A 24,189-nucleotide genomic window follows, 5' to 3' on the forward strand; every position below is an offset into this window, starting at 1 on the left:
ATGGTATGGATAAAATAAGAATTGCACGAATTGAATTTTCCATTTGATTAGTAAAAGTCCTTTTTATTTTTTAATTGTTATTATGCCACAATTATTTAACACTTAAATATAAAATATTTATTAGACATCAATTATTAAACCCAAGCCAAAGCGCACATCACCAAGGAATTAAAGTGCCGTCAGCTTCAATAAATAAACCCGAGTGTTTAAGTGACAATTGGGCAATGGTGTGTGTCATCTGCAAAGTGGCTTGCTCAATGGTTGTGGTTGCGGCTGAGCCTCCCATATCGGTTTGAACCCACCCCGGGTTTAATAAAGAAACGATTATATTTTTATCAGCTACTTTCGCAGAAAGCCTTCGAGACAAAATATTTAACGCACCTTTACTGGCGGCATAAGCATCTAATCCTTTTTCCGTGCCAATATTCCACTGTGCAGATCCAACACCCGAGGAGATTTGAACCAATTTACTATTGGCGTTCATATAGGGTAAAACAGCTTGAGCCATTAGCATAGGCGCAATGCTATTCACCATAAAATGCTGAATAAAGTTTTCAGTTTTCCAGTTGCCCAATGATTGTTCAACTGAAATACCTGCATTATTAATTACAATATCTAACGCTATATTTAGCGGAGCCAACTGCTCAGCAAAGTGGTTTATCGATAGCTCATCGGTTAAATCGACAAAATAGACGGTTAATTTATCTTGATATAATTGCTGTAAATTTTGTAACGCGTCTCCAATTGGTTGGCGTCTTGAAGTTGCAATTACATTATTGCCTTGTTGTAGATAGTGCTCAACAAAAGCAAGCCCCAATCCTCTGTCTGCACCCGTTACTAAAATACTGTTTTTCATACCACCTCGCATTTATTTACATCACTTAACCAAAATAGTTAACAATTAACTGTGTCAGTTGAGTTTACCGATAACAATACTAATCACAACAATAAATTAAGGGGATATTATGAACTTAAGTTCAGTTAAGAAAGTTGCATTGTTCATGAGTGTTTTAATGAACACGGCCTGTAGTCAATATAATGCACCAGAATCTGTTTTGATGAATTTTGAAAGCAAAACAGATCGCAATTTAGTTAAATTGGAAAACGCAAACTCAAAATTAGTTAAAGATGAAACAGGGCAATCCTTACAAATTAACTTTGAATCACAAAATAATCATGATGCGGCAATAAGCATTCAGCCAAACGAACCTTGGGATTTTAGTTCATATAAAAACGTAGCGTTAACCATTGATATTGCCAACCCGAATACTTCTTCCACTCACTTATATATTTATACACATGACACCAGCGGCGCGTCTCAGCTACGTAGCACAGTGGTACCCGCAAACAGCCAAGATACTTATTTAATTGAACTAAAAGTCCCGTCTTTAGATATCAATACAGGCATTCGCAATAACCCAATGAGCTGGCAACATGATTTTGTACAAACGATTTGGCGCGGCGGTGTAAAACAGCCCGATGTATCCGCTATCGAAAAAGTACGAATCTTAATATCCGGTGTATTAGAAGACAAACAATTGCAAATTGATAATCTAAAAGTCATAGAACCCTCCGGCTTTGACGAACAGTACTTAACTGGCATCGTCGATAAATTCGGTCAAAACGCAAAACAAGATTTTGAACGCAAGGTCGACACCTTAGAAGAACTCAAAAGTGTTTCCGAAAAAGAGCAAAACCAACTACAAAATCAACCTATCGCTGGGCGCTCAAAATTTAACGGTTGGGCAAATGGCCCTAAACTAGAGGCCACTGGTTATTTTAGAACGGAAAAATATCAGGGAAAATGGACATTAGTCGATCCACAAGGTTATTTATTTTTCTCAAATGGCATTGCCAATATTCGCATGGCCAATACATCAACCATTACCGGTTATGATTTTGATACCAGTTTAATCAAACAACGCGATCCCACCGACTATACGCCTGAAGATTCAATTGGCTTAAATCGTGCGCCTAACAAAGCTATCCCAACTCGATATATCAGTTCCCCCCTGCGCGCCAATATGTTTAACTGGTTGCCCAGTTACGATAGTGAAGAAGCGGCAAGCTACGGTTACCGCAGAAGCGTACATAGCGGCGTACTCGAACACGGCGAAACCTATAGTTTCTACCGCGCTAATTTAGCCAGAAAATACGCTACGAATAAGCAGTCAGAACTTATGGAACACTGGCGTGATACCACAATAAAACGCATGCACACTTGGGGCTTTACCTCATTTGGTAACTGGGTAGACCCAAGCTATTACCAACTGGATCGACTACCTTATTTTGCCAATGGTTGGATTATTGGCGATTTTAAAACCGTGAGCTCGGGTAACGATTATTGGGGCGCCATGCCAGATGTATTCGATCCGGTGTTTGCTCAAAGAGCAGAAGTCACCGTTAAACAAATTGCTCAAGAAGTACAAAACAATCCATGGTGCGTCGGTGTCTTTATTGATAACGAAAAAAGCTGGGGATCTGAATGGGGCCCAGAGGCGCAATACGGTATCGTGATAAATGCATTTACTAAACAAGCCAGTGAAAGCCCGGTTAAACAAGCATTCGTTGAAAAACTAAAACAACGACATGCTGACATTTCCGCATTAAATAATGCTTGGAATAGCCAATTTAAAAATTGGCAAGCGCTAGAAGCGCCCTACAAAGTAACTAAAATCACTAAAACCATGCAACAAGATTTTGCAACTTTGTTGTACGACTACGGCGAAAAATATTTTAGTATCGTCGCCAATTTATTAGACCAACACATGCCAAATCATATGTATATGGGGCCAAGATTTGCACATTGGGCGATGACACCAGAAGTCAGAAAAGCCGCCGCCAAATATGTCGATGTGATGAGTTATAACTACTACCGTGAAGGTATAGATCAACCTTATTGGGACATTTTAGAATCATTAGACATGCCGAGTATTATTGGTGAATTCCACAACGGCGCTATGGATTCTGGTTTATTTAACCCCGGCTTAATTCATGCAGAAGACCAAGCTGATCGCGGTAAAAAATATCAAGAGTACATGTATAGCGTTATCGACAACCCTTATTTTGTTGGTGCACACTGGTTTCAATACATCGATTCACCATTAACAGGTCGAGCTTACGATGGTGAAAATTATAACGTTGGCTTTGTCAATGTAGCGGATATCCCCTACCAGCCATTGGTAGATGCAGCCAAAGAAGTAAATAAAAATATTTATACCAGACGTTTTAAAACTCAAAAACAATAAATAGTTGTTAATGGAAATTTAAGCTGAATCACTTTGGGCTTGTTACTCATCCGGCATTGCCCATATCGTTTTTATATTTAACAAACCGCTGTCGACTAACTTTGAATCCAAATCTGTTCTATCAAAGCTAGCGGCAGCAAAAATAAGCTCATAATTAGCCTCGGCATTTGAGTAAACATGCGAGTGTCGCTCAATCTCTGCAGAAAATAACTTATTGGGGCTAGAAAGATATTTTGCAATTTGAATGACAGATGCATCTGAAAAACCTGCAAAAATATAAAATAAATTACCGCTGGGTCCCTCGAATTTGGCAAAGCTACCGTAATCAGTATATTCCTGTTCTAAATCTCCTTTTACCTCATACAATTTACCAGAATCCGCATTATGCAGACCTGATACACCTTCCAATAGTTTAAAATTACTTCCTTGCAAATAGGCGTCTAACAAACCAAGAGATTTATACAAACCCAAATAGACCAAGTTAAAATCACGCAAGTCGCTTGGTGTCAATTCCGAAACTAAGCGAATCGAAGTAGTACTATCATCAGCAAGCAATGGCAATAAATGCTGCAATGCAAAAACACTATTTTTTAGCAAAAAAGCGCTTGAAGCTTTCTTTAACTTGTTACGTTTAGTGGGAAAGCGCTGTAAGAATGCCTCTAACTGAGCATCTGAATTAATACTGAATTCGCGTATAGCTCTGAGTATATTCGTTTCGGGGTCAACCTCGGTCAACATATACAAATCACCAATTACGATAAGCGTTGGTTTATCGCTGGCAAATAAAGGCTGCCAGATATCATGCTGTTTTATTTGTATTTTGCTATCGAGATTTTCAGTTGGCGAATTCGTAAAAGTTCCTAGAACAAACCATACATTAATGATGACAGAAGCAACCAAAGCCCACACCCACCAGCGCTTAGAATTTTCATTAGTTTGCTTGTCATCGACACGCTCAGGCTGTTTGTTTTCAACCAAAGGTTGTTGATCACACCAACAAAATTCTAAAGCATATCCCCCCGTTGGGATGTTCATTTGAAATAACTCGTCAGAGCCAGACGTTTGATAATAGCTTTCTAATTTCTTACGAAGGTTAGAAATATAAACACGAATTGATGAGTCTTCTGCTGGATTAAAATCTTCAGCTTTACCCAAAGCGCCAATAGCAATTTCAATTTCTTTCGGTGCTCTTGCAACTTGTCCATTCTCAACCGAATCAAGGTGATAATTCACTAAAAAATTAAGCAATTTACAATTAATTTTTGAGCGCTCAAATCCTTTGCTTTGAGTAATGCGTGCCAATTGCGCTTTAACGGCTTGTGTACTCGGTTCACGAGTTAATTCTGCAGGTTTATTCATGTTATATAACAGTTAAATTAACGCTCCAAACTACTGTTAAATCTATTTTTTTACTTATATTAAAGAAAACGCATTCGTAAACTACAAAGGCTTACTTTCAACAAATAAAAACGAAACCTAAGTTTATTTAAATTTATTCAGTTTAGATAGCTTTAAGAGTAATTTATGAAATTAAAAAATAAAAAGGCTACAAAACCAACACTCCTGTTATTTATCGCTAGCTTATTTAGTCACTCAAGCTATGCAATTGACATTGACAAGGGAAAATTAGCTTTTGAAGCCAACTGCAAAGCCTGCCATGCTTTAGATAAATTTAGTACAGGGCCTTCACTAGTATACATACGTGACCAATATCCAGCACAAAAACAAGCTGAATTTTTAGCCTGGGTCAAAGCACCTGGCAAAAAAAACCCAGACACCATTCAAATGCCGCCAATGGGCCACTTAAACGAACTGACCATCAACCAGATACATGAATATATTTTACTCATTAGCCAACATGTGGTTGAGCAGCAAAATAAACCTAAATTTGCGCCTTATAAACCACCATCTAAAACTTACCCAAGTGTAACACGAGGTTATTTACCTTTTACCAACCCAGCGTCAATTGTTGTCCATTTAACGCCGAAATTATCGCTGGCATGGGATAGCAATCTGGGTAAGTTGCGTTACGCTTTTCCAACATTCTCCCCTTTTTACGGTGAGAAAAAACGCGAACAAAATAAGCAACAAATTATTTATTCAGAAACAAAGGACAGCGGATTTAACTTTGCGCATGGCCAAGCAGTGGACTTTTTAGGCTATCAGTTGATAAAAGGCACGCCTGAATTCAGCTACCAAGTAAATGGGTATCATGTTAAAGAAAAAGTTCGCTTAGGCTCAACGCAAAATAGTTTTACCCGCGAATATCAAGTGACTCGTTTAAACAGTGATCATACACAATCCCAATCAATAACGTTAGATCTGTCGCATACCAGCAAAGACGGTAAATCAAGCCAAATTATTCACAGCGATGGGCGCTTATCCAACAACGTATTGCACTTAACCGAGCAACAAGCTCGCCTTTTCTCAGTTGAGGTTGTATTACCATGAAAATAATCCATTCCGCTTTAGTTTTACTTTTTGCGATAGCACCATTTACATTTAGTTCATCTGCTGAGCAAAACAATACAAACCCATGGTTAGATTATTACGACATTGAGCGTATTAATGTTCCTAAACATATTGACCCACAAATTGGCGGATTGTCTGCGCTAAAAGACGGCCGCATTGCCATTACCACTCACCATGGTGACGTGGTTATATACACGCCCCAAACCAACAATTGGCACACATTTGCAACCGGACTGCACCTGCCCCTTGGCATAGTGCAAGAAAGTGATAATTCATTTGTGGTGATGCAAAAACCTGAATTAACCCGCTTAATTGACCAAGACAATGACGGCAAAGCTGACGTTTACCAAACTATTTACGATGGTTTTGGCATGACAGGTAACTACCACGAGTTTGCATTTGGCCCAGCAGTAGATAACAAGGGAAACTACTATATCTCGCTAAATGTTGCGTCGAATTTTAATGGTATAAACCAATACATTAGAGGCGAATATAGTGATAAATGCCTTGATGAAAACAAAATGCGCCAATGGCATGATTTTGAAAAATGGATGGCAGGCATACGAAAAGAAGTCACTCGCATGTTTTCGTGCGTGCCTTACCGAGGTTGGGTAATGAAAGTGACACCCGATGGCAAAGCAGAACCTTTTGCATCTGGCTTTCGATCACCCGCGGGTATTTACATGGACAATAAAAACAAACTTTGGGTAACCGATAATCAAGGCGATTGGATTGCGACCAGCCCCCTTCATCAGGTAAACCAAGGTGAATTTTATGGCCATCCTGCCTCGCTGCATTGGCAAAAAGACTGGTTTATAAAACACCAAGATGTGACAGCAGATGATTTAACTAAAATCCGCACCCCCGCCGCTGCATTATTTCCGCAAGGCGAACTGGCGAATTCTCCTACCCAGCCGCTTTCTACAGCCAACCAATCAGCGTTTGGTTTACCTGAAGGTGAACTATTAATAGGTGATATGAATATGAATAACCTAATTCGCTTTTTGCCAGATGCGCAACAAGGTGAGATGCAAGGCACGCTGATTCCATTTGTCAGCGGAGACGAATTAGGTATTGGCAACTTTAGATTAGATTTTGCGCCAGACAGCAGCTTATGGATTGGCAAAATACACTTAGGTTGGGCGGGTGATGAAGGTTTAGTCAAAGTCACTAAAAACAGTCTGCCCATGTTTATTGTTAAAAAAGTCAAACTGTTACACGATGGCTTTGAAATTCAATTTAATCAAAAACTCCGCTCAGCGCCAACAAATATCGAGGTTACGCGCCACACTTACCATTACCACGCGGCATATGGCTCACCTAAAGTTGATTTACAAAAAGTAACGCCGAGCAATATCAAACTTAATTCAAATGGTAAAAGCATCAAAGTAGATATTGATAACTTAATAGCAGGCCAACTGTACACCATTACGTTAGCTGACCTAACTGATGCCGAAGGTCGCCCATTAATGGGCAGCGTATTACGCTACAACGTTAATAACCTAAGTAACCTGAACCCAGGGTATGCAAACCACTAATTAAAAAAGAAAACTCTAATGACCACTACAATTAATAAGACGATAAATAAAACCATGACTAAATTAAACAAACTTGCGCTGGTCGCAACCAGCTTGTTGTCAATCACCTATGCAACAGCAAACAATATAGACCCTAAATTAACTGAAGTTTGGGAGCCTGTACCGAAAAAAGTAACCGTCAAACCCATACCGTCTGATGCAATTAGCTTATTGCAAAGTGCGAGCGATGTTGACAAACACTGGCGACATTTAAATGGCAAACCAGTAGAGTGGATATACGAAAACGGCAGTCTAACCGTTAAACCGAAATCGGGTTCAATTGTCAGTAAGCAGTCTTTTTGTGATATGCAAATGCATATAGAATGGCGTGCCCCAAAACCATCTGAACGGCGTAAAAACGCACCCAATCACGCAAATAGCGGTATTAAAATTCAAGAAAGATACGAAGTACAAATTCTCGATACTTACGGCCAAAAAATTTACGTAAATGGTCAAGCAGCGTCTATTTATAAACAATCATCCCCTTTGGTTGATGCGCTGTCACCTAGTGGTGAATGGAATACATACGACATCATTTTTAAAGCACCTAAATTTGATCAACACGGAAAATTAACCAAAGCGGCACGCATAACTGTCCTGCACAATGGTGTTTTAGTTCAAGATGACTTTGAAATACAAGGTACAACTATGTACAAAGGCAAAGCTGAATACTTTAAGGCACATAGCTGTACACCGATTTTATTGCAAGACCATGATGGAGAAATTAGCTTTAGAAATATTTGGGTAAGGCCGTTGTAGTTAGAACAAAATCGGCAACCAATTTGATCAAAGGTTATTCACATAATAATTTATGATTATTTCTCTATACACAAGGCACAATCACACACATAAAATAAGTGATTAAAATATAAGGCTGCGTAATTAAGTCTTGTGATGGGTGCCTGGTAATTGTTGTTAAAAAAAATAAGTATAGCGATATAAAAATCTCTAAGTATTACAACCGCTCACTATACGAGCGTATAGTGAGCGGTTGCGTTGTTACTGATTATTCAGCGCATCGTGCACGAGTACATAAATTGCGTAATTTACTAACATCGCTTTGATGTACTTTTCCGTCGCCATTAAAATCAAATTCAGGTCGGTGTAACGCTGGATTTCTCAGAGCGCGTACAAAGAAAGAAACATCTTTGCGATCAACGTCATTGTCACCGTCAAAGTCGCCTAGTACCCCATAAACTGCATCATGTGGAAAGGTAATACACCCTAAAAATAACTGACGTCAAAAGTAGAATTTTCTCGTAACATAAACGCAGGAGATTCTGCATGAAAACATCAAAATTTAGCGACAGCCAAATCCTGGCAATTTTAAAACAAGCGGAAGCCGGTGCGCCGGTTCCGGAGCTATGCCGCGAGCATGGCATGAGTTCGGCTACCTTTTATAAATGGCGCGCCAAGTTTGGCGGCATGGATGCGTCCATGATGGCCCGATTAAAAGAGCTGGAAACCGAAAATGCACGGCTTAAAAAGATGTATGCCGAGGAGCGACTAAAGGCTGAAATCCTCAAAGAGGCCATCGAAAAAAAGTGGTAAAGCCGTCGCGCCGACGGGAGTTGGCGCAAAAGGCGGTGCAAAACCATTCCATTGCCATCAAGTTAGCGTGTTCCTTGTTTGGGATTAGCGAAACCTGTTATCGCTATCAGGCCAAACTGAGTGACGAGAACGCGCTAATTGCTGACTGGCTGCTTTGGCTAACGACAAATCACCGCAGTTGGGGCTTTGGTATGTGTTTTTACTTTTTACGTAATGTGAAACGTTTTGGCTGGAACCATAAGCGGGTGTTGAGGATTTATCGGGAGCTGGAGCTTAATCTGCGCATAAAGCCTAAGAAGCGCTTAAAACGGGATAAACCTGAAGCACTTGCTGTGCCTGAGTCGATAAACCAGTGTTGGTCTATGGATTTTATGCATGACCAGCTTGTTGATGGCCGCAGCTTCAGGCTACTCAATATCATTGACGATTTTAATCGTGAGGGTCTGGCGATTGAAGTAGACTTCTCGCTGCCAGCTGAACGTGTTGTCCGCACTCTCAATCAAGTTATTGAATGGCGTGGAAAGCCCAGGCAAATCCGCAGTGACAATGGCCCGGAATATATCAGTGCGTTATTGGCTGAGTGGGCTGAAAAACATGATGTTGAACTAAAATTTATCCAACCAGGCAACCCACAGCAAAATGCTTATGTGGAGCGGTATAACCGCACCGTTCGCTACGAATGGCTGAACCAGTATTTATTCAGCAGTATTGCCGAAGTGCAAGATCATGCGACAGAATGGCTATGGTTTTACAACAATGAACGACCAAATAAGGCAATTGGTGGCATACCACCGAAATACAAACAGGCTTTAATAACGCAACCTTCTACTTTTAGCGTCAATTAAAAATGGGTGTATTACCGAAAATCATCCATGCTATCCGGAACATTATCATTGTCGTCGTCTGTGTCGGTCATATCACCGATACCATCATTGTCAAAATCGCTGTCAATAATAATGGGTGATGCGCTGACCGTATAGGTTTTACCGTCAGACGACTTAAAGCGTGCATACAAGTAATAGAAGTTGCCCGCCGGTAACTCAGATGAAGGGGTCACGCCAAACAAAGGTACAGAAACTGTTGGGTTGGCCGTTTGATTACCGACAATACTCGCATCGTGCGCCGAATAATCTTTAACCACACTCCAATTTGAACGTAACTCCCGCAATAAAATTTCAACGCCGTCAAAGTCAGAGGTGATGGTTTGGCCTGAGCCTGCATCAATATTTAATGTGATATCTAAAAAATCATTGTTCAAAAATGGCGTATTGCGATATTTATTAACGTCATCCCATTTGATTGATGCTGGCATTGGCTCAATAACATTAATGGGTTGTACACCTAATGATTTAACGACCCCTGCGGATGTCTTGAATTGAACAAACACAAAATAAAATTGATCTGGCTGTAATTCAGCTGTTGGTACTAAATCGGTTAACGGTAAACTAGCTGATGCTGTGCCTGCACGCTGACCAACCACAGTGCTATCGAACACAATCGTATCATTCAGTGATACCCATTTGCCTGAAGATTTATCAATTAAACGAAGGTAAAATTTAACACCCCTAAATGCATCGGTAATGGTATTACCTGTGCCTGCATCAAAGTTTACGCTCACATCGAGTGCGCCGCCTGCTAAATAGGCATTGGACAAATATTTTGCACGATCATCAAAAGCAAGCGAGGCCGCAATGGGTGGATGAACCGGATTGGCATTCAGATCAGATGCACAGCTATTGCAAATATCTTCAATTGCGTTTACCCCGGCTGTCCACTGTATACCGCCCGCTTCGTACGCCCCCACATCTGGCGCTGGACCTGCATAAGGTTTGCTTAAATCATCAATAATTTTGCCCGAATCTAATAAACTTGAAGTTGCGTTAGGCATAAAATTTTGATTTGCAGAATCAACAAATTGGTTAATTGCAGAAATAATATTGCTATCTAAATCGTAAGCGTCGCTGCGCAACCAGTCTGCATGTGAACTATAGTTATTCCAAACTCTATTGTCTCTTGGGTTTCGGCCATTTATCCATTCGCCCATTGCTTGGCCAACATCGACCAGAGTATTATGGTAAATATGGTTGTCCCAGTTATCCCAGTTTAATTGAATGCCGCTCCAAGGCACATTCCAAACTACATTGTGGTGAACTAAAAAACCTTTGCTGTCATTATCTAAATAAATACCTGCGGTACGTTTGTCGTGATAATCCCGTTGCATTGCATCGTGAAACCAATTGTGATGGATCTCGATATTGCGATATTCAGTGTTACCGACGGTATAAAATAGTCCACCGTCGTTGTTGATCATCGCCGCATACGAAATGTCATTGTAGGCAACTTCAGAACCTTGACCGATCACATAAATACCATCTCGCCCCGTATGTGATATTGTGTTTTTTAAAATTTTAACGTTTGCCGCATTCGAACGAATAGGGCTTGAATGGATACCTAAAGTATCAAAATAACGAATTTCATTGCCCTGAATAACTGTATTGGTGCCCGCTCCCGACCAACCCGCAACGTGTATGCCGTTGATTGAACCGAACTTAATTACGTTATTTTCAACAATGTTATCTAGCCCTACGATCAGAATTGAGCCATCAAATACACCAGAACCTGATGTGCTTGTATGGTTATCAAATCTTTGTTTACCATGCATGACTTCGGCACCGGCATAACGGTTAAAATGCCCGTCAAGGCGAACGTTTGCGCCACGTACATTTATACCTTCCATATCAACATAGCTGCCGTTGATTTGAACGGCACGTTCACGAGCGGCATATTCAACTGAACCCGGCGCAGGCAATTGACCATCAGCCGGTTTAAAATATAAAGTTTGTGTTGTGCTATCGTAAAACCATTCACGCTCGTTATCTAACAAATCTAGTTTGCCGTAAACGTAAAATCGGCCATAACCACCATCAATTTTATGCACCGGATTGTGATTGCTATATGGCCACTTTGTGATATCGATTGGGGTGAAATTAATTTCACTTAAGGTGTTAGACGTAATTTTTTTAGTCCAACTGGTGCCCGAATGCTGGCCTAAATACCATAGGTAACCTTCTGTTAAATCAACGTCTGGAATACCATCTACATACAGTCGGCTTTCAGTTCCTGCCGTATTAACTTGATGCGCATCGATAGTAAATACATCATTGTCTGAATCATTTGGCCAGCGCGCAATTTGCATCAACTCTTGGTTTTGGTAAATTTGTCGTGAATGCTCAGCAATACTCATATTAACTGATGTTGCATAAATTCCATCACCTTGTGCAACCCAGTCGTTAATCGGGTTTGTACCAACAATCACAACTTTTTCGCCGTCTGCAGGGCGAATCAAAATTGGATTTGTGTCCGTACCAGATTGGGTTATTCTCATCGTCTGGCGATATTCCCCGCCCTCAACGATCAAAGTGTCTCCAGCTTGTAAATTTGCATTCGCCTTGGCAAATGTCGCCCACGGTGCGTTTTCAGTTCCGTTGTTTTGATCAGAACCATCTGGTGCAACATAAACAGTTTTCGCACTCACATTTAAGCTAAATAGCAAAGATGTGGCCGCAACTGCCAAACAAAAACGGTTATTAAACATTAAAATAAACCCCAAGATGATGATATGAATTTGGTTACAAACAGGTAACCACGTTGCAAAAACGTTACAACCCTATCAACTTGACGTTTAATTGTAAACAATGAACAATTATTTTTCATAAAGCAATAAACCGACCGCCAGGTCAAGATGCATTATGATTAGACTTGGTCAGCACAAAAAAACCAAACGAGTGGTGATTTTGTCAATCAAGTTTGGTTTCAGTGCAAAATATGGTTAAGACGAACAGCTTAAGATGAACAACTATAGTGGCTAACACCACCCATTCCAAAAAATGTTTCTGGGCGCAGTTGATAATATTTATCTTCAATTTCTTTGCTTTGTTCGTCGTACGGGTTATTTAATACCTGCTGTAGCTCGTTGATTAGCTGATAATTCCCTTTAGCCGCCGCTTGGTATGCTGGTACAACTAGCCATTCTCGCCAAGTGTATTTTGGATTAACTTGTTTCATCTGCTCACTGAGTTTTTCAGCGTTATCTTGGGCATTAACCAAAGCACGCCAAGTTTGTAGCCACTCTGTCCATTGCTGTTGTAACTCTTCCGAGGCTGGCATGTAAAAGCTTTTTTCCAGCGCAGAAACATGCTGGGGTACATGTGACAGTTTACGAAAGAACATATTAAAATCAACTTTGGTGTTTACCATAAGTTGTAATAGATTGATTAATAGATCTGAGTTATAAGCAGTTAAGCCAAGTTTTTCTGTCCACATTTTTTCTAATTTTTGCTGCATCACCGCTTTAAAACCATCACCAATATCAGCCAATTTTTCACTTGCTTCGGGCTGTGTTTGCAATAAAGGTTCAAGGCTTCGACAAAACATTTTGAAGTTGGTTTCTGCCGCAAATGGCTGATTAAGAAATGAGAAATGGCGGCCACCGCCCGTCCATGGCTGGTATGTAGGCTCAAATAATTCACAAAAACCAAAGGGGCCATAATCCAGTGTATAACCACCTGCTGCACAGTTATCGCTATTAAAATTGCCCTGACAAAACCCCACCCGCAGCCAGTTGGCAACTAACGAGGTTAAGCGTTCGCGAAACTCAGTGGCCAACAGCAGTATTTTATCGGGTGTTAGTCGTGGTGGTATTGGCGATTGCGCAGCTATATCTTGGTATTCGCGTGTAATCAGGTGTTCTACAATTTGCTCAAGTTCGTTCAGCGCGTTTTCATGTTCCATCGTGCGTGCCCGGCGTGCAAATAACTCAAGTTGGCCAACCCGTAAAAAAGAAGGCGCAACACGGGTAGAAATAGCCACAGGGTTTGAAACCATAGTTTCCGGATCGTGCGAGCGAGAATCTTCAAAATACCAAGGGCGATCAATGCATTCAGTTTTAGAAACAAATAAACTTAACGAGCGCGAGGTGTTAATCCCCAAAGCATACATATGCTCTTGTGCTAAAAATTCACGCACACTTGAACGCAATACCGCTCTGCCATCCCCACCTCGACAATAAGGTGTACACCCCGCGCCTTTTAGTTGCATTTCCCATCTTTTATTATTAGCGACCAATTCTAAAACCGAGATAGCACGGCCATCACCATAACCGTTACCGGTTCTAAAAGGGCATTGTTGAATATATTCGGTGCCATAAATAGAAAGGGCATAACCCGTTGCCCAGCCTATTTTTCGCATGCCGGCTGGCAAATTAGTTACATCCCCAGAAAATAGCTGAATAAAATCTGGATCTAGGGCTAATTTATCGTCAAAACCTAATTCTTCGAACAATACTTTACTGTGGCTGATGTATTCAGGCTCTGGTAATGGCGTGGGTAAAACAGGCACATAATGGCCGGAAAAAACTTCTCTAGGCTGGTGATCGTGACCGGTTTCGGTTGCATCGGGATCAGCCGTTAAATTATCAAGTAACGAATAGTTAGCGAGTTTTGCGAGCTCCGGGAGCTTACTTATTTTATGTTTCATAACGTGTGAGCAGTTTTATGCAAAATATTAGCAAATGATAAGCGTAGTAAACGCGATTAAATAACAATTTACAACACTGTAGTGGCAGAATAATTTAGCCTATTGATTGATAGCTAACCATTTAATACTGAGCGATTCATTTAGAAATCTCGCTAGATGCAGTGACCATTTTAACTTGCTTGCAAGAGCGACCATTAGCTTTGAGATGTGAAATTAATGGCGTAAAACCATTATCATTCGTGATTACGTCAAAGCCAATATTTACTGGAGCTTCTTGCGTATATTTCCCAAGGTAATAAGACAAATGAAAATCTAAGTTATTAGATTGTGTAGTCTTAATTTGTATTAAAACTAAGTTGATTAGAGATTCGTATTTTTTATCTCCGAAATCGATTTTCGATTGTTTAGCACCAACAAAAACAACCACTCTTTCATAAACAGATAAGTCTTGTTATATGAAATGAGTTTCACAAGTTTGAAGAAGCCTGCGCTTTAAATTAAAATCTTTAGATTCATTTGTCAAAGGTATTAAGTGCTCTACATTATCCACTTGTACTTTAAGTATTATTTTTTCATTCACGCTTAACTTTTTCAATAATTGTTTAGCCTTTTCGCCAATAACATAATAGGTCGTTCCATATTCATTTTCATGAGTTCTAAGCAAAGAATCGTTAACTTTTAATTGTATAGGTACATCTATTTCATCACCTAATAAACCAAATTCACCAGCTGGATGATGAAGCGCAACGTTAAACTGTAAAACGTATTCATTTGGTTTTAAGTTAATTGATTTTAAGTGCTCACTTAGATCATGTTTTCTACTTGCATATCCAAACACTACTGTGTATTGGACTGTTTCATTGGCATTAAGATCAATTCTGTTTGATGTAAGAATACTGCAAATAGTGCCAGACTCTCTAAACGACCATGAATGTTCTTTTGAAATTCCGTCATTTACAAATAGAATTGAAAGGATAATAAGTAGAAGCTTCATCGGATTCCTTTTCATTTCATATAACAGCTTAATCATTAGAAGTGCGTATAGAACTTTTTAACATTGAGTCTATACACGCTATTCCAATTAGTTTTAAATTAATCATTTCATAAACTTAAGCCTTGGTTGAGTAAAATGCAACAATAAGCGCTTAACTTAAAAGGTGCTGAGTAACCGGCAACCCGGACACTTTATTCAACGGGACTGTTATGTATCTAAAAACTAAATTTATTGCTTTGCATCAGTTGTTTTATTTGTTGTTGTTCAAGCGCGGTATCAAATACATACAACTCGTCGACGCTGCCTCTAAAATACTTATTGCGTTCGTGCTCTGCTTCGTAACCAATATTTCGGCCAAGTGCTAGCGGGCGTGAATTTTTTTGGGTGATTTTGGTATCCACTTTGGCAAAAGATTTACCATGTGTTTTTTCCAATTCACCATCAACATACATAAGTACATGTGTTGAAATATCTGATGATTCACCACCATACAAAACAACCGCAACATGGTGCCATTGACCATCTCTCAGGTCTTTAGTGCCCACCACTTGTGCATTATAAGTACCAATTCTCAGTGCCCCTAAGGGCCCATTTTGCGCAAAAGGGTTTGGTGATATTTGCCAAGCAGAATAAAACTCTTGCGTGCCCCAACTAACAATGCCAAACACTTCATGCTTTGCGATATTTTTTGGTACTTTAACCCAAAAGCTAACAGTTCTGGGCGCATCACCTGCAATACCGGGAAAGTCTGTTTCTAACCAATTGTTAATACCATTAAAAGCAATGGCTTGTCCAAACACACCAGCGGTTTGTGTTATCTCGCCCTGCCCTGCTGTCGTTTCAGGTGTTTTATCATAGGCTGGATATTGTTTACCAGAGATGCCTTTTCCGTTCGATAAAAAAGCACCCGTTTGCTTGTTGTCGGATTGTTGGCTGTAAAATTGTTTGCTGTCAAATGACCAGTGCAAATAATCTGAATTGGCAACGGATTTACCCGGCAAAGCACGCATAAATAAGTTAGGACTGCTTTTAATAAATTCGATTTTTTCATCTAAACTAAATGACAACGCTTGGTTTTTTCGCAGCATTTTATAAGCTTGCAATTTAGATGAGCGAGCTTTCACTTCGCCATCTAAAACATGCACTTGGCTGTCACCTTTATCGTTTACATCTACCGCAAACTCGGTGCCTAAATCAATAATTTCAGAGCTTGGTGTGTCCACTCTGAAACCGATGGCTTGTGGTGGTACTTTTGCAACTAGTTTGCCTTTTTCCAGAATCACCAAATCTTGCGAGCGAATATCTAAACGAATCGGTGCTTCGAGCAGTAATATCACCCCATTGCCCATTTTAATTTCACTGTAACCGACATCCAATGAAATTTTACCGCGGTTAATTGATTGGCCCACAACCAAATTATTAACGGCAGAAACAGCGGCCACTTTTGTCACAACCGCCAAATTATTTTGGACAAACAGAAAACTCGTAATAAAAAAACCAACAACAAATATCGCAACACTTGCTGCCAGCGCGTTAAACGAATTAAACCATTTACGGCTTTGTTTTTTTGAATGAGCGTTTAATTTAACCAGTTTATTATCTGGATTGATAGCTTGAGTCGTTTTTTGAGTATTTTGCTCAGCTGGCTTACCTTTAATGCTATGCACTTGGCCCAAATTGTTTTGCGCGATAATTTTATCCATAACAGACGCTGAAAAATCTGCTCGCTGCTTGGTTATTTGTTCGGCTGAGTCTATTTGCAAACGAATTAGCCTGTCATTAGCAACCAATTTGGCTAATTCAGCTTTAACATGAGGATTATGTTTACAGGCTTGAGTTAACTGCGCATCTACGTTTTTTCCGGCCAAATAATCGGCAATTAAACGTTGCTGCTCTTTGCTGAGTGAAGCTTGTGGGTTGTTATCCTGATCGGATGCACTCATTATGAATACTCCTTGAGATTGTTCTCAATACATTCACGTAATTTTTGCCGGATGCGAAACATACGCATAGTCATAGCAGAATGACGCACACCATGTTTACGAGTCATTTCAGCAATGCTAAAACCTTCACCATAATGTTCTAATATCAATTGTTTTACTTTATCTGTTAATTTGCTCATGCAATCTTGTAGCGCGTTAACGGAAGCCACTTCGTTATCGGCTGTGTAATGTGTGTCTATATGTTGGTTTATCATCAATTCAAGCTCGGTATCACTGCCAATTGTTACTGGTTTGAGCTTTCTGATATGATTTTTAAGTAAGTTTATCGCAATGCCCCGTACCCACGCACCAAAGGGGCGTGACTCGTCAAATTCATTAAGCTTGTTATAGGCCAGTATAAAACTTTCTTGCGCTAAATCTTCAGCTTCGCTGGTATCGTGCAAACGCACCCGCAACGCCGCACGTACTGAGCATTCGTAGCGTTTAACCAAGTGCGAATAAGCATTAATTTCGCCGTTGCGCACTCGGTTAATCAAGTTAATGTCATCTACGCTATCCGCTTGTATACCCGCTTGCACGTTTGCCTTAACTGCCGTCATGAAAATTAATGCACTTCAATTTCAAATAAACTTGCAGGCATATTTTTGCGTGGTTGCTCTAGTTCAATCACCAATTCAGATACCTCGATTGCTTGGTTTAGTATAAGTCGATTAACGGTTTGATAATGGCCTTTCATTTCATACACTATCGTGCCATTTACAGGCTTAACTTTACAATTTTTAACACAATAAGGCATTTCATTTTCTGAGTATTCCATTAAAACCGTTTCCAGCACGTTACTTTTTAACCATGGTCATAAATGACCACCGGTTATTATTACGCATATGAGAAGTTGCACCCAATGCCCAAACTTTAACTTCACTCAACGTGTTACCACCTAATACTGATCTATTTTGTATTAATATCACTTTAATGCCCGCTCTTACGGTGGCGATGGCAGCGCACGCCCTAGCTAAGCCACCACCTGCAACCACAAAATCAGTCGTTAATTGGACTAGTTTATTTTTGTGGGTTGGCGGGCTAAATTGCTCTACTAACATGTGTTTTTACTCTTAATTGCAGTTTGCTGGCGTTGCTTTTTTTGTTGCGGGCTGAGCTTTTGAGCAAAATAAACACTGGGGTGATGAATCACATCAGTTTCTTTCATATCTTTATTGCCGCCATTTTGCATTAAGTTGCAATCAAATCTGCCTAAAAAACTGTGTTTGGTTGTCGGATCAGTTTTATCGCTAAAGTGTGATATTCCCCAACTAATACCCTGCCCGTTGCCTGTTTTATCGCTATCTAAATTGGTAAAAGCGTCTGGTACAAAAGGCCCTGCGGCAATTGGCATCAACGAGGTGACAGATGCAAGGTTAAAATTAACGCCATCATCCGCATATTGAATACTGTTGTTTTCATTGCCGTTTCGAATAGCAAATGCCGCAATCCCTTGTTTAAACGGAAAATAAGTGGTTTCGTGGCCCGAATTTAAAATAGGATTTAATGGGTGTTTGTTAAATGGCCCAAGCGGATCGTCCGCGGTCGCTAAACCATTACCCACTAAATAGTCTGGCCGGTCGCCAAATGCTGATTTGTAATAAAGGTGAATTTTACCTTTGTATACCAGCAAGTAAGGATCATGAATTGAAAACTGATCCCAACTCCCCGGTTCGCCATTTTCTACCACGATATGATTACATGGCGTCCAAGGGCCATCCGGCGAATTGGCATAAGACAAAGTGACCGGACAATGATCGCCTTTAATTCCACTAGCCTGCATAAAGGCTTGGTAATACAAATAATATTTACCTTTCCACACTAAAATATCCGGTGTCGAAACCGAACGCCAGCCGGGCATGGGCTTAGCCGGACGTTTAATCGCACAGCCCTGTTCTTGCCAGACAAATCCATCTTGACTGGTTGCATACCAAATTTCAGCTAAATCCCAATCTGTCGAAGGTATGCTGTCTGTGCATTTTTCAGCCCCTTGAGGTGGTGTTTTTGTATCACGCTTGGTGTACCACATATAATAAGTATCATCGACAAGAATCACTTTAGACGGATCTCTGCGGGATACTGTGCCATCGTGCCCGTTATAATCAAATCCCACTAATTCGGTATATTTAAAGCTGGTAAAAAGGGGGTTATCTTCCGGCCGTGGCGTTAAATAGTTGGCATATAAACGCGACATTGCCTGACTTAGCGCTCTGTCTGGCTTGGTTTGCGGAATATCCCAAGGAAAACTCCTGTTATTATTGCTATTGTTATTATTATTGCTGTTGTTATTGGTACTCATATTTGACCTCAGCTTTCTCTTGTTTGTTAAACTTCACCAACAAAAACACACCCAGCGTTATTACGATTAAAGCCATTGCACCAACAACAAATGCCCCTTTTTCAGCCAGCAAGGCTAAACAAAATAAAATCAGGCCAGTGACTAAAATGCCAAAACCAATCACTCTGTTACCTTTAGAATTATCCGCTTCATGCTGCCCTGCATCTTGCTGCTGCGCGACATCTTCTTTTTGTTGCTGTGATTTTAAGTAGCTTTGATATAACGGCGCGGGTTGCTTTTGGCTGCGATAAATAAGCTCAAATACCGTTAATATTGCAACGGGTGCCAGTACCCCGAGCAGCATTTCTTGCGCACGGTTTAACGAAAAGTCGAATAACCAAGGGGTTATGAATTTAAATGTGCCATTAATGGCCAGCGTTAAAATTGAGGTGGTTAAAATAGAAAAGCCACGCTGATATTTAGAAAACAACAACCAGATCGGCGGTAAAAATAACGCACCACCAGTTAATGCAGCCATTGTCATTACCACTTCAACCACACCGCCCATATAAGGCACCAGCAGCGCAATCACTATGGTGACAAAACCCAATAAAATAGTCGATAAACGACCAATTTTAACTAACGTTTTTTGGCTGGTTTTTGGGTAAAGTTGTTTAAAAACATCATTGGTAATAACACCTGCGGTAATATTTAAAGCTGTGTTTATTGAGCTGGAAGTTGCAAATATCATCCCGCCCAGCATTAACCCCAGCATGCCAACAGGCAATACCTCTTTACACATTAAAAGGTATGCACCTTCGTTATCTGCACCGGCTAAATCAGGGTTGAGCGCGCGATAAACCATAGGTGCGAGCATCCAGATAACCGGGCTAATAAGATAAAGGCCACCAAATAACCACCCTACTTTTTTCGCATCTTGCGGGGTTGCTACACAGGTATATCGCTGGATGTAAGCCCAGTTTCCGGCAATAAAAAACAGATTGTATAAGGCAAACGCAAAAATAAAGCCCCAAGAATACTCACCGCTGGTTAATGCAAAAAAGTTTTCAGGGGCTTTGTCGATAAAGTTTGCAACACCACCAATTTCATTAAGCGATAAAGGTACTACCACTAAAACAGCTGCGGTTAATACCACAAATTGCAATATATCTGTGACGATTACTGCCCATAAACCGCCCACGGCAGTGTAGAGTAAAATAAGCACACCTAAACCAATAATGGTGTTGGTGATAGGTAGCCCGGTTGAAACTTCCACAATTTTTGCAACTGGGTACAAAAACGTGCCGGTTGAAAAGGTAGCGATTGCCAAAAAGATACTGGTATACACTTTTTGCACGCGCTGGCCTAAACGTGCTTTTATAAACTCGGCCGCGGTGACCACATTGGTTTTTTGCCATCTGGGAGCAATAAAAAAACCTATCAGTAAACCGGCAATGCACATAGTCCATTGTATGGTAACAGCAACCCAGCCCTGTGAGTAAGCAATTGATCCCCACACAACGAATGTGCCAGCTGAAAAAAAGCTCATAAAAAGAGATAAACCACTCATCCACCAAGGCAGCGCACCACCTGCTGAAAAATAGGATTTCATATTTTTACCCGAGCTGGAAAAGCTTAAACCGCAGCCCACCACCAGCAGAGTAAAAATAACCATAACGCTAACATCAATGCTATTCATTATTTAACCCCGATGTACTTTACGGCTTGCGTTGATAGTAACGAACCCAATCAATTTTCATGCTAGTACCATCAATTGCATCCGTTACCGGACCCGCAATATCGGCTTTTAAGATAGCTAAACTGAATAAAATAGTTTGTTCGCTAAAACAAACATCATTGCGCATGGTGTGATATAACTCCCCATCAAAGTAGAACTTAAAATGGTCTTGATCCCACTCTAATCCGTAGGTGTGATATTCATCGCCAAAATTCGCCACTGCTTCAGCTGCTTGATATTTTTTAAGTTCAACCCACTCTTTACCATTGTGATACTCAAGCACATAGTCTGATATCAAATTACGGTAAATACCTTGCGAGTCGCCATACTCTTGCTCCCAACCATTTACAAATTGAATCGCACCAATATTTTTAGGTGTATCCCACTCTAATTGCAGCCATTTTTGACCATGTTTTTCAGACACCCAGCGGGTGTTCAACTTGCCGTCTATGGCAAATTCTTCTCTTGACGGTAGCTTGTTAAACACCCCATTAGTCGTTAATTGAGTATCCGCAGAAAGCGCGTGATTTAACGGGCTGTTTTGCGGTAAGTCATCTTTCGCAGACGGATATCCAGCCGATGAAGGTTCAAATACTCTAAATTCAGAAATATGAATAGACGCGGGATTCAGCGAAGTTAAACGCACTTTTTTTGCTTTAATCGCTTGTTTTAATTCTATTGTGTGATCGGGCTGCCCTAACAGTGTCCAATGTTTTTGGTCGTCACTGTGACTAATTCGACCATTGGGTAAGGTGTATTTGTCTGTCCAGTTATGTACATTAGTATTAATAATATTAGGGTAATGACCTTCGTTTATATCGATTTCACACGCTTTTTGCCCTTCATCAACCCCTTGTTTTGGCCAGAACCAAAATGAATTATTGGTGCCGTATGCCTCAGCATACTTAAATCTTGCTTCAAAATAACCATAACCAAAGGTGCGTTTACTCCAGACATTTCCGGTTGTCCAATCTTGACCACCGCGGGTTTCTTTAATGCTTTTTAAGTGTAAAACATCCTCTTTCACTTGCGCATTTTCACGCCAGCGACTACTGTAAACCCAAGGGTTTTCCGTTGGGCCATTTTGTGAAATCCAATTTTTATCTAGCTGTTTATCTGGGTAGTTAAATTCGTCCTGCCAAACGAGTTGCCACTTGGACAAATCGATACTTTTTTTACCTTTAAATTCGGTCGAACTAGCCGATTGATTGCCTTGCGTATCTGCATATGTGTTAAATCCAGAGCCAGCGATAACAACAGCAAACGCCATCTTTAAATAAAATTTCATATTTTTCTCGTTCTCATTAGCCAGTAAATTTATTTATATGTTGTTCATTGTGTTTAACTGCTCAAAGTGACACATAAAAATTTTCGTATTTCTGATAAACCTAAACAGGTAAAAATTGAATGGATAAAAATGGTGATAGGTACCGGGCTAAATAGGGCTTGATTGAATTAAAATTGGAGAGAGGAGATTTCATTTGGCTGATGACTACATACCAGCTCCGTTCCGGTAACCTTTCACAAATACCTTAGCATGCGTAGAACTAACGAAACCGACCGTTCAGAGCGTTAACGTCTATTCTTCAAGCACATCATGGTCGGTGTCAGCTTTGAGAGAAAAGCAGATGGTCGATCTAGCTCATTTCTGGACAGAAATGAGTCAGTGAAACTTCTAAATTAGCAAATAATGAATTATCTTAGGTATGGCAATTTATACAGAAGACACAACGAGTGAATACTACATCGGTAGCTTAGTTGTAATAGCCTAATCAACAGGTCGTACTGACACAGGATCGATATTAAGCTTCTTTAGATCAAATGGCCTTATCCTGCTTTCTTCAAATAATTCTATTGCCTTTTTGATTATATACATCTTCCTTTCGTGCTCTAATTGAAACGGACGATTTTTCATGAACAAAGCACACACGATAGACATCACCGTAGAACCAAACTCGATTAATTGCTGTTCACTATAATCTTTCATGTAACGGTTTTTTCTGTAGTTTGCCTCAATTAGCTCCTGACCATTAGGTTGACAAGGTAATTCTTTCATAATTTTCTCTATAGAAAAAAATTCTTCTGAAGCTAACCTATGCTTGAAACCATTGAACTTTGAGTATTGCCCAATTAATTGCTCAAGAACACGGTTCAATAGGCCTTCGACCATTGATAGTTCTAGATTGTCATTCTTAATATTATAGATTGGAATATCAGTACCACTCGCGACTGAGTTCGGTTTTGCCACCATATGTGTATCTTGTAAAAGAATAACCCTATGTATGTTCTTGAACCTTAGCGTATCTCCTGATTTGGCACCTAAAAGTCCACTGATATAGTTGATAAGAATGTCAGGCTCCAGCATCTCAGCAGCTTCATTGATCAAGACAAGCACCCCAGCCGTATCTGGACTCATCGATAAATACTCAATGGTAGAGTTAACCTGCTTGTCAGCCTTGCTGACAACACTCTCTATCTGACGAAAGGCCTTGTTTTCAAATTTTCGAATTAATCGCTCACCATCATCCATTAAGCCAACAACCTTACGAAAATTCAGCTCGCCATAGATACCAGGAAAGTCTGGGCGTTTCATTATCTCATGGAAGTAACTTTCTAACTTTTCTCCTGGATCGCTCTTGATCGTTTTTAGTTCGAGTACGGCTACATCTCTTAATACGTAGTCTGCAATCTGTACTCCTGAAGGAATTTGAACTGTTATATCGTCCAGATCCTTGAAGACTCCGTATTGCTGCATGAAAGACTTGAAGTTAGCTTCACTTGCGAATTTCATGCCTTCTTTTGCCACGATTGTCT

The 24,189-nt window shown here is 40.2% G+C and carries 18 protein-coding genes and 2 pseudogenes; 5 read left to right on the top strand and 15 right to left on the bottom strand.

Translation table 11 applies throughout. The features are described 5' to 3' along the window. Window positions 1-157: 157 nt before the first annotated feature. Window positions 158-856: an SDR family NAD(P)-dependent oxidoreductase gene (locus OLW01_RS18085; protein ID WP_268076904.1), complete on the bottom strand. Its 699-nt coding sequence runs from the start codon at window positions 854-856 to the stop codon at window positions 158-160. A 109-nt stretch (window positions 857-965) separates the two neighbouring features. Here OLW01_RS18085 and OLW01_RS18090 point away from each other — a divergent pair, with 109 nt between their 5' ends. Then, on the top strand, window positions 966-3,248 hold the full coding sequence (locus tag OLW01_RS18090; RefSeq protein WP_268076905.1) for a beta-galactosidase: 2,283 nt from the start codon (window positions 966-968) through the stop codon (window positions 3,246-3,248). Between the two features lie 42 nt (window positions 3,249-3,290). On the opposite strand, the gene OLW01_RS18095 is transcribed toward OLW01_RS18090, so the two are convergent. Then, window positions 3,291-4,607 carry a helix-turn-helix domain-containing protein gene (locus OLW01_RS18095; protein WP_268076906.1) on the bottom strand — a complete coding sequence of 439 codons (1,317 nt, stop codon included), beginning with the start codon at window positions 4,605-4,607 and terminating at the stop codon, window positions 3,291-3,293. A 165-nt stretch (window positions 4,608-4,772) separates the two neighbouring features. Between OLW01_RS18095 and OLW01_RS18100 the strand changes: the two genes are divergently transcribed. Genes OLW01_RS18100 through OLW01_RS18110 form a run of 3 tightly spaced genes read left to right on the top strand, consistent with a single transcriptional unit; the run spans window position 4,773 to window position 8,056 of the window. Further along, window positions 4,773-5,699, top strand: coding sequence for a c-type cytochrome (locus OLW01_RS18100; protein ID WP_268076907.1), 927 nt, complete (start codon window positions 4,773-4,775; stop codon window positions 5,697-5,699). Continuing rightward, entirely contained in the window at window positions 5,696-7,258 is a 1,563-nt protein-coding gene (locus OLW01_RS18105) for a DUF7133 domain-containing protein (RefSeq protein WP_268076908.1), read from the top strand. The genes OLW01_RS18100 and OLW01_RS18105 overlap by 4 nt, the downstream gene beginning before the upstream one ends. Window positions 7,259-7,276: 18 nt before the next feature. Then, on the top strand, window positions 7,277-8,056 hold the full coding sequence (locus OLW01_RS18110) for a 3-keto-disaccharide hydrolase (protein WP_268076909.1): 780 nt from the start codon (window positions 7,277-7,279) through the stop codon (window positions 8,054-8,056). A 247-nt stretch (window positions 8,057-8,303) separates the two neighbouring features. On the opposite strand, the gene OLW01_RS18115 is transcribed toward OLW01_RS18110, so the two are convergent. After that, entirely contained in the window at window positions 8,304-8,516 is a 213-nt protein-coding gene (locus OLW01_RS18115; protein WP_268077304.1) for a dockerin type I domain-containing protein, read from the bottom strand. 65 nt (window positions 8,517-8,581) lie between these two features. Between OLW01_RS18115 and OLW01_RS18120 the strand changes: the two genes are divergently transcribed. After that, window positions 8,582-9,693 (top strand): IS3 family transposase gene (locus OLW01_RS18120; protein WP_268076910.1). Its coding sequence is split into 2 segments (ribosomal slippage): window positions 8,582-8,843 and window positions 8,843-9,693, totalling 1,113 coding nucleotides; the frame shifts between segments, so codons are not numbered across the junction. An 11-nt stretch (window positions 9,694-9,704) separates the two neighbouring features. Here the strand turns inward: OLW01_RS18120 and OLW01_RS18125 are convergent. From OLW01_RS18125 to OLW01_RS18180, 12 genes and pseudogenes are all read right to left on the bottom strand, one after another. Further along, window positions 9,705-12,443 carry a right-handed parallel beta-helix repeat-containing protein gene (locus OLW01_RS18125; protein ID WP_268076911.1) on the bottom strand — a complete coding sequence of 913 codons (2,739 nt, stop codon included), beginning with the start codon at window positions 12,441-12,443 and terminating at the stop codon, window positions 9,705-9,707. Between the two features lie 248 nt (window positions 12,444-12,691). After that, a complete protein-coding gene (locus OLW01_RS18130) occupies window positions 12,692-14,383 on the bottom strand; it encodes a protein adenylyltransferase SelO (protein ID WP_268076912.1) in 1,692 nt (563 codons plus the stop codon). Between the two features lie 136 nt (window positions 14,384-14,519). Next, a pseudogene (locus OLW01_RS18135) lies at window positions 14,520-14,816 on the bottom strand (PIN domain-containing protein); the annotation flags it as partial. 18 nt (window positions 14,817-14,834) lie between these two features. Then, window positions 14,835-15,377: a hypothetical protein gene (locus tag OLW01_RS18140; protein WP_268076913.1), complete on the bottom strand. Its 543-nt coding sequence runs from the start codon at window positions 15,375-15,377 to the stop codon at window positions 14,835-14,837. Between the two features lie 215 nt (window positions 15,378-15,592). Next, a complete protein-coding gene (locus OLW01_RS18145; RefSeq protein ID WP_268076914.1) occupies window positions 15,593-17,320 on the bottom strand; it encodes a LamG-like jellyroll fold domain-containing protein in 1,728 nt (575 codons plus the stop codon). After that, entirely contained in the window at window positions 17,320-17,919 is a 600-nt protein-coding gene (locus tag OLW01_RS18150) for an RNA polymerase sigma factor (protein ID WP_268076915.1), read from the bottom strand. The genes OLW01_RS18145 and OLW01_RS18150 overlap by 1 nt, the downstream gene beginning before the upstream one ends. Window positions 17,920-17,924: 5 nt before the next feature. Then, a complete protein-coding gene (locus OLW01_RS18155; protein ID WP_268076916.1) occupies window positions 17,925-18,137 on the bottom strand; it encodes a hypothetical protein in 213 nt (70 codons plus the stop codon). A gap of 43 nt (window positions 18,138-18,180) precedes the next feature. Beyond that, window positions 18,181-18,420: pseudogene (locus OLW01_RS18160) on the bottom strand (FAD-dependent oxidoreductase); the annotation flags it as partial. After that, entirely contained in the window at window positions 18,414-19,658 is a 1,245-nt protein-coding gene (locus OLW01_RS18165) for a glycoside hydrolase family 117 protein (RefSeq protein ID WP_268076917.1), read from the bottom strand. The gene OLW01_RS18165 and the pseudogene OLW01_RS18160, both read right to left, overlap by 7 nt. Beyond that, window positions 19,645-21,336: a sodium:solute symporter family protein gene (locus OLW01_RS18170; protein ID WP_268076918.1), complete on the bottom strand. Its 1,692-nt coding sequence runs from the start codon at window positions 21,334-21,336 to the stop codon at window positions 19,645-19,647. Before OLW01_RS18170 ends, OLW01_RS18165 begins: the two co-directional genes overlap by 14 nt. A 19-nt stretch (window positions 21,337-21,355) precedes the next feature. Next, entirely contained in the window at window positions 21,356-22,663 is a 1,308-nt protein-coding gene (locus OLW01_RS18175) for a family 16 glycosylhydrolase (RefSeq protein ID WP_268076919.1), read from the bottom strand. Window positions 22,664-23,143: 480 nt separating this feature from the next. Then, window positions 23,144-24,181 carry a hypothetical protein gene (locus OLW01_RS18180; protein ID WP_268076920.1) on the bottom strand — a complete coding sequence of 346 codons (1,038 nt, stop codon included), beginning with the start codon at window positions 24,179-24,181 and terminating at the stop codon, window positions 23,144-23,146. Window positions 24,182-24,189 lie beyond the last annotated feature (8 nt).

The sequence above is a fragment of the Catenovulum adriaticum genome (assembly GCF_026725475.1).
GTDB classification, from domain to species: domain Bacteria; phylum Pseudomonadota; class Gammaproteobacteria; order Enterobacterales; family Alteromonadaceae; genus Catenovulum; species Catenovulum adriaticum.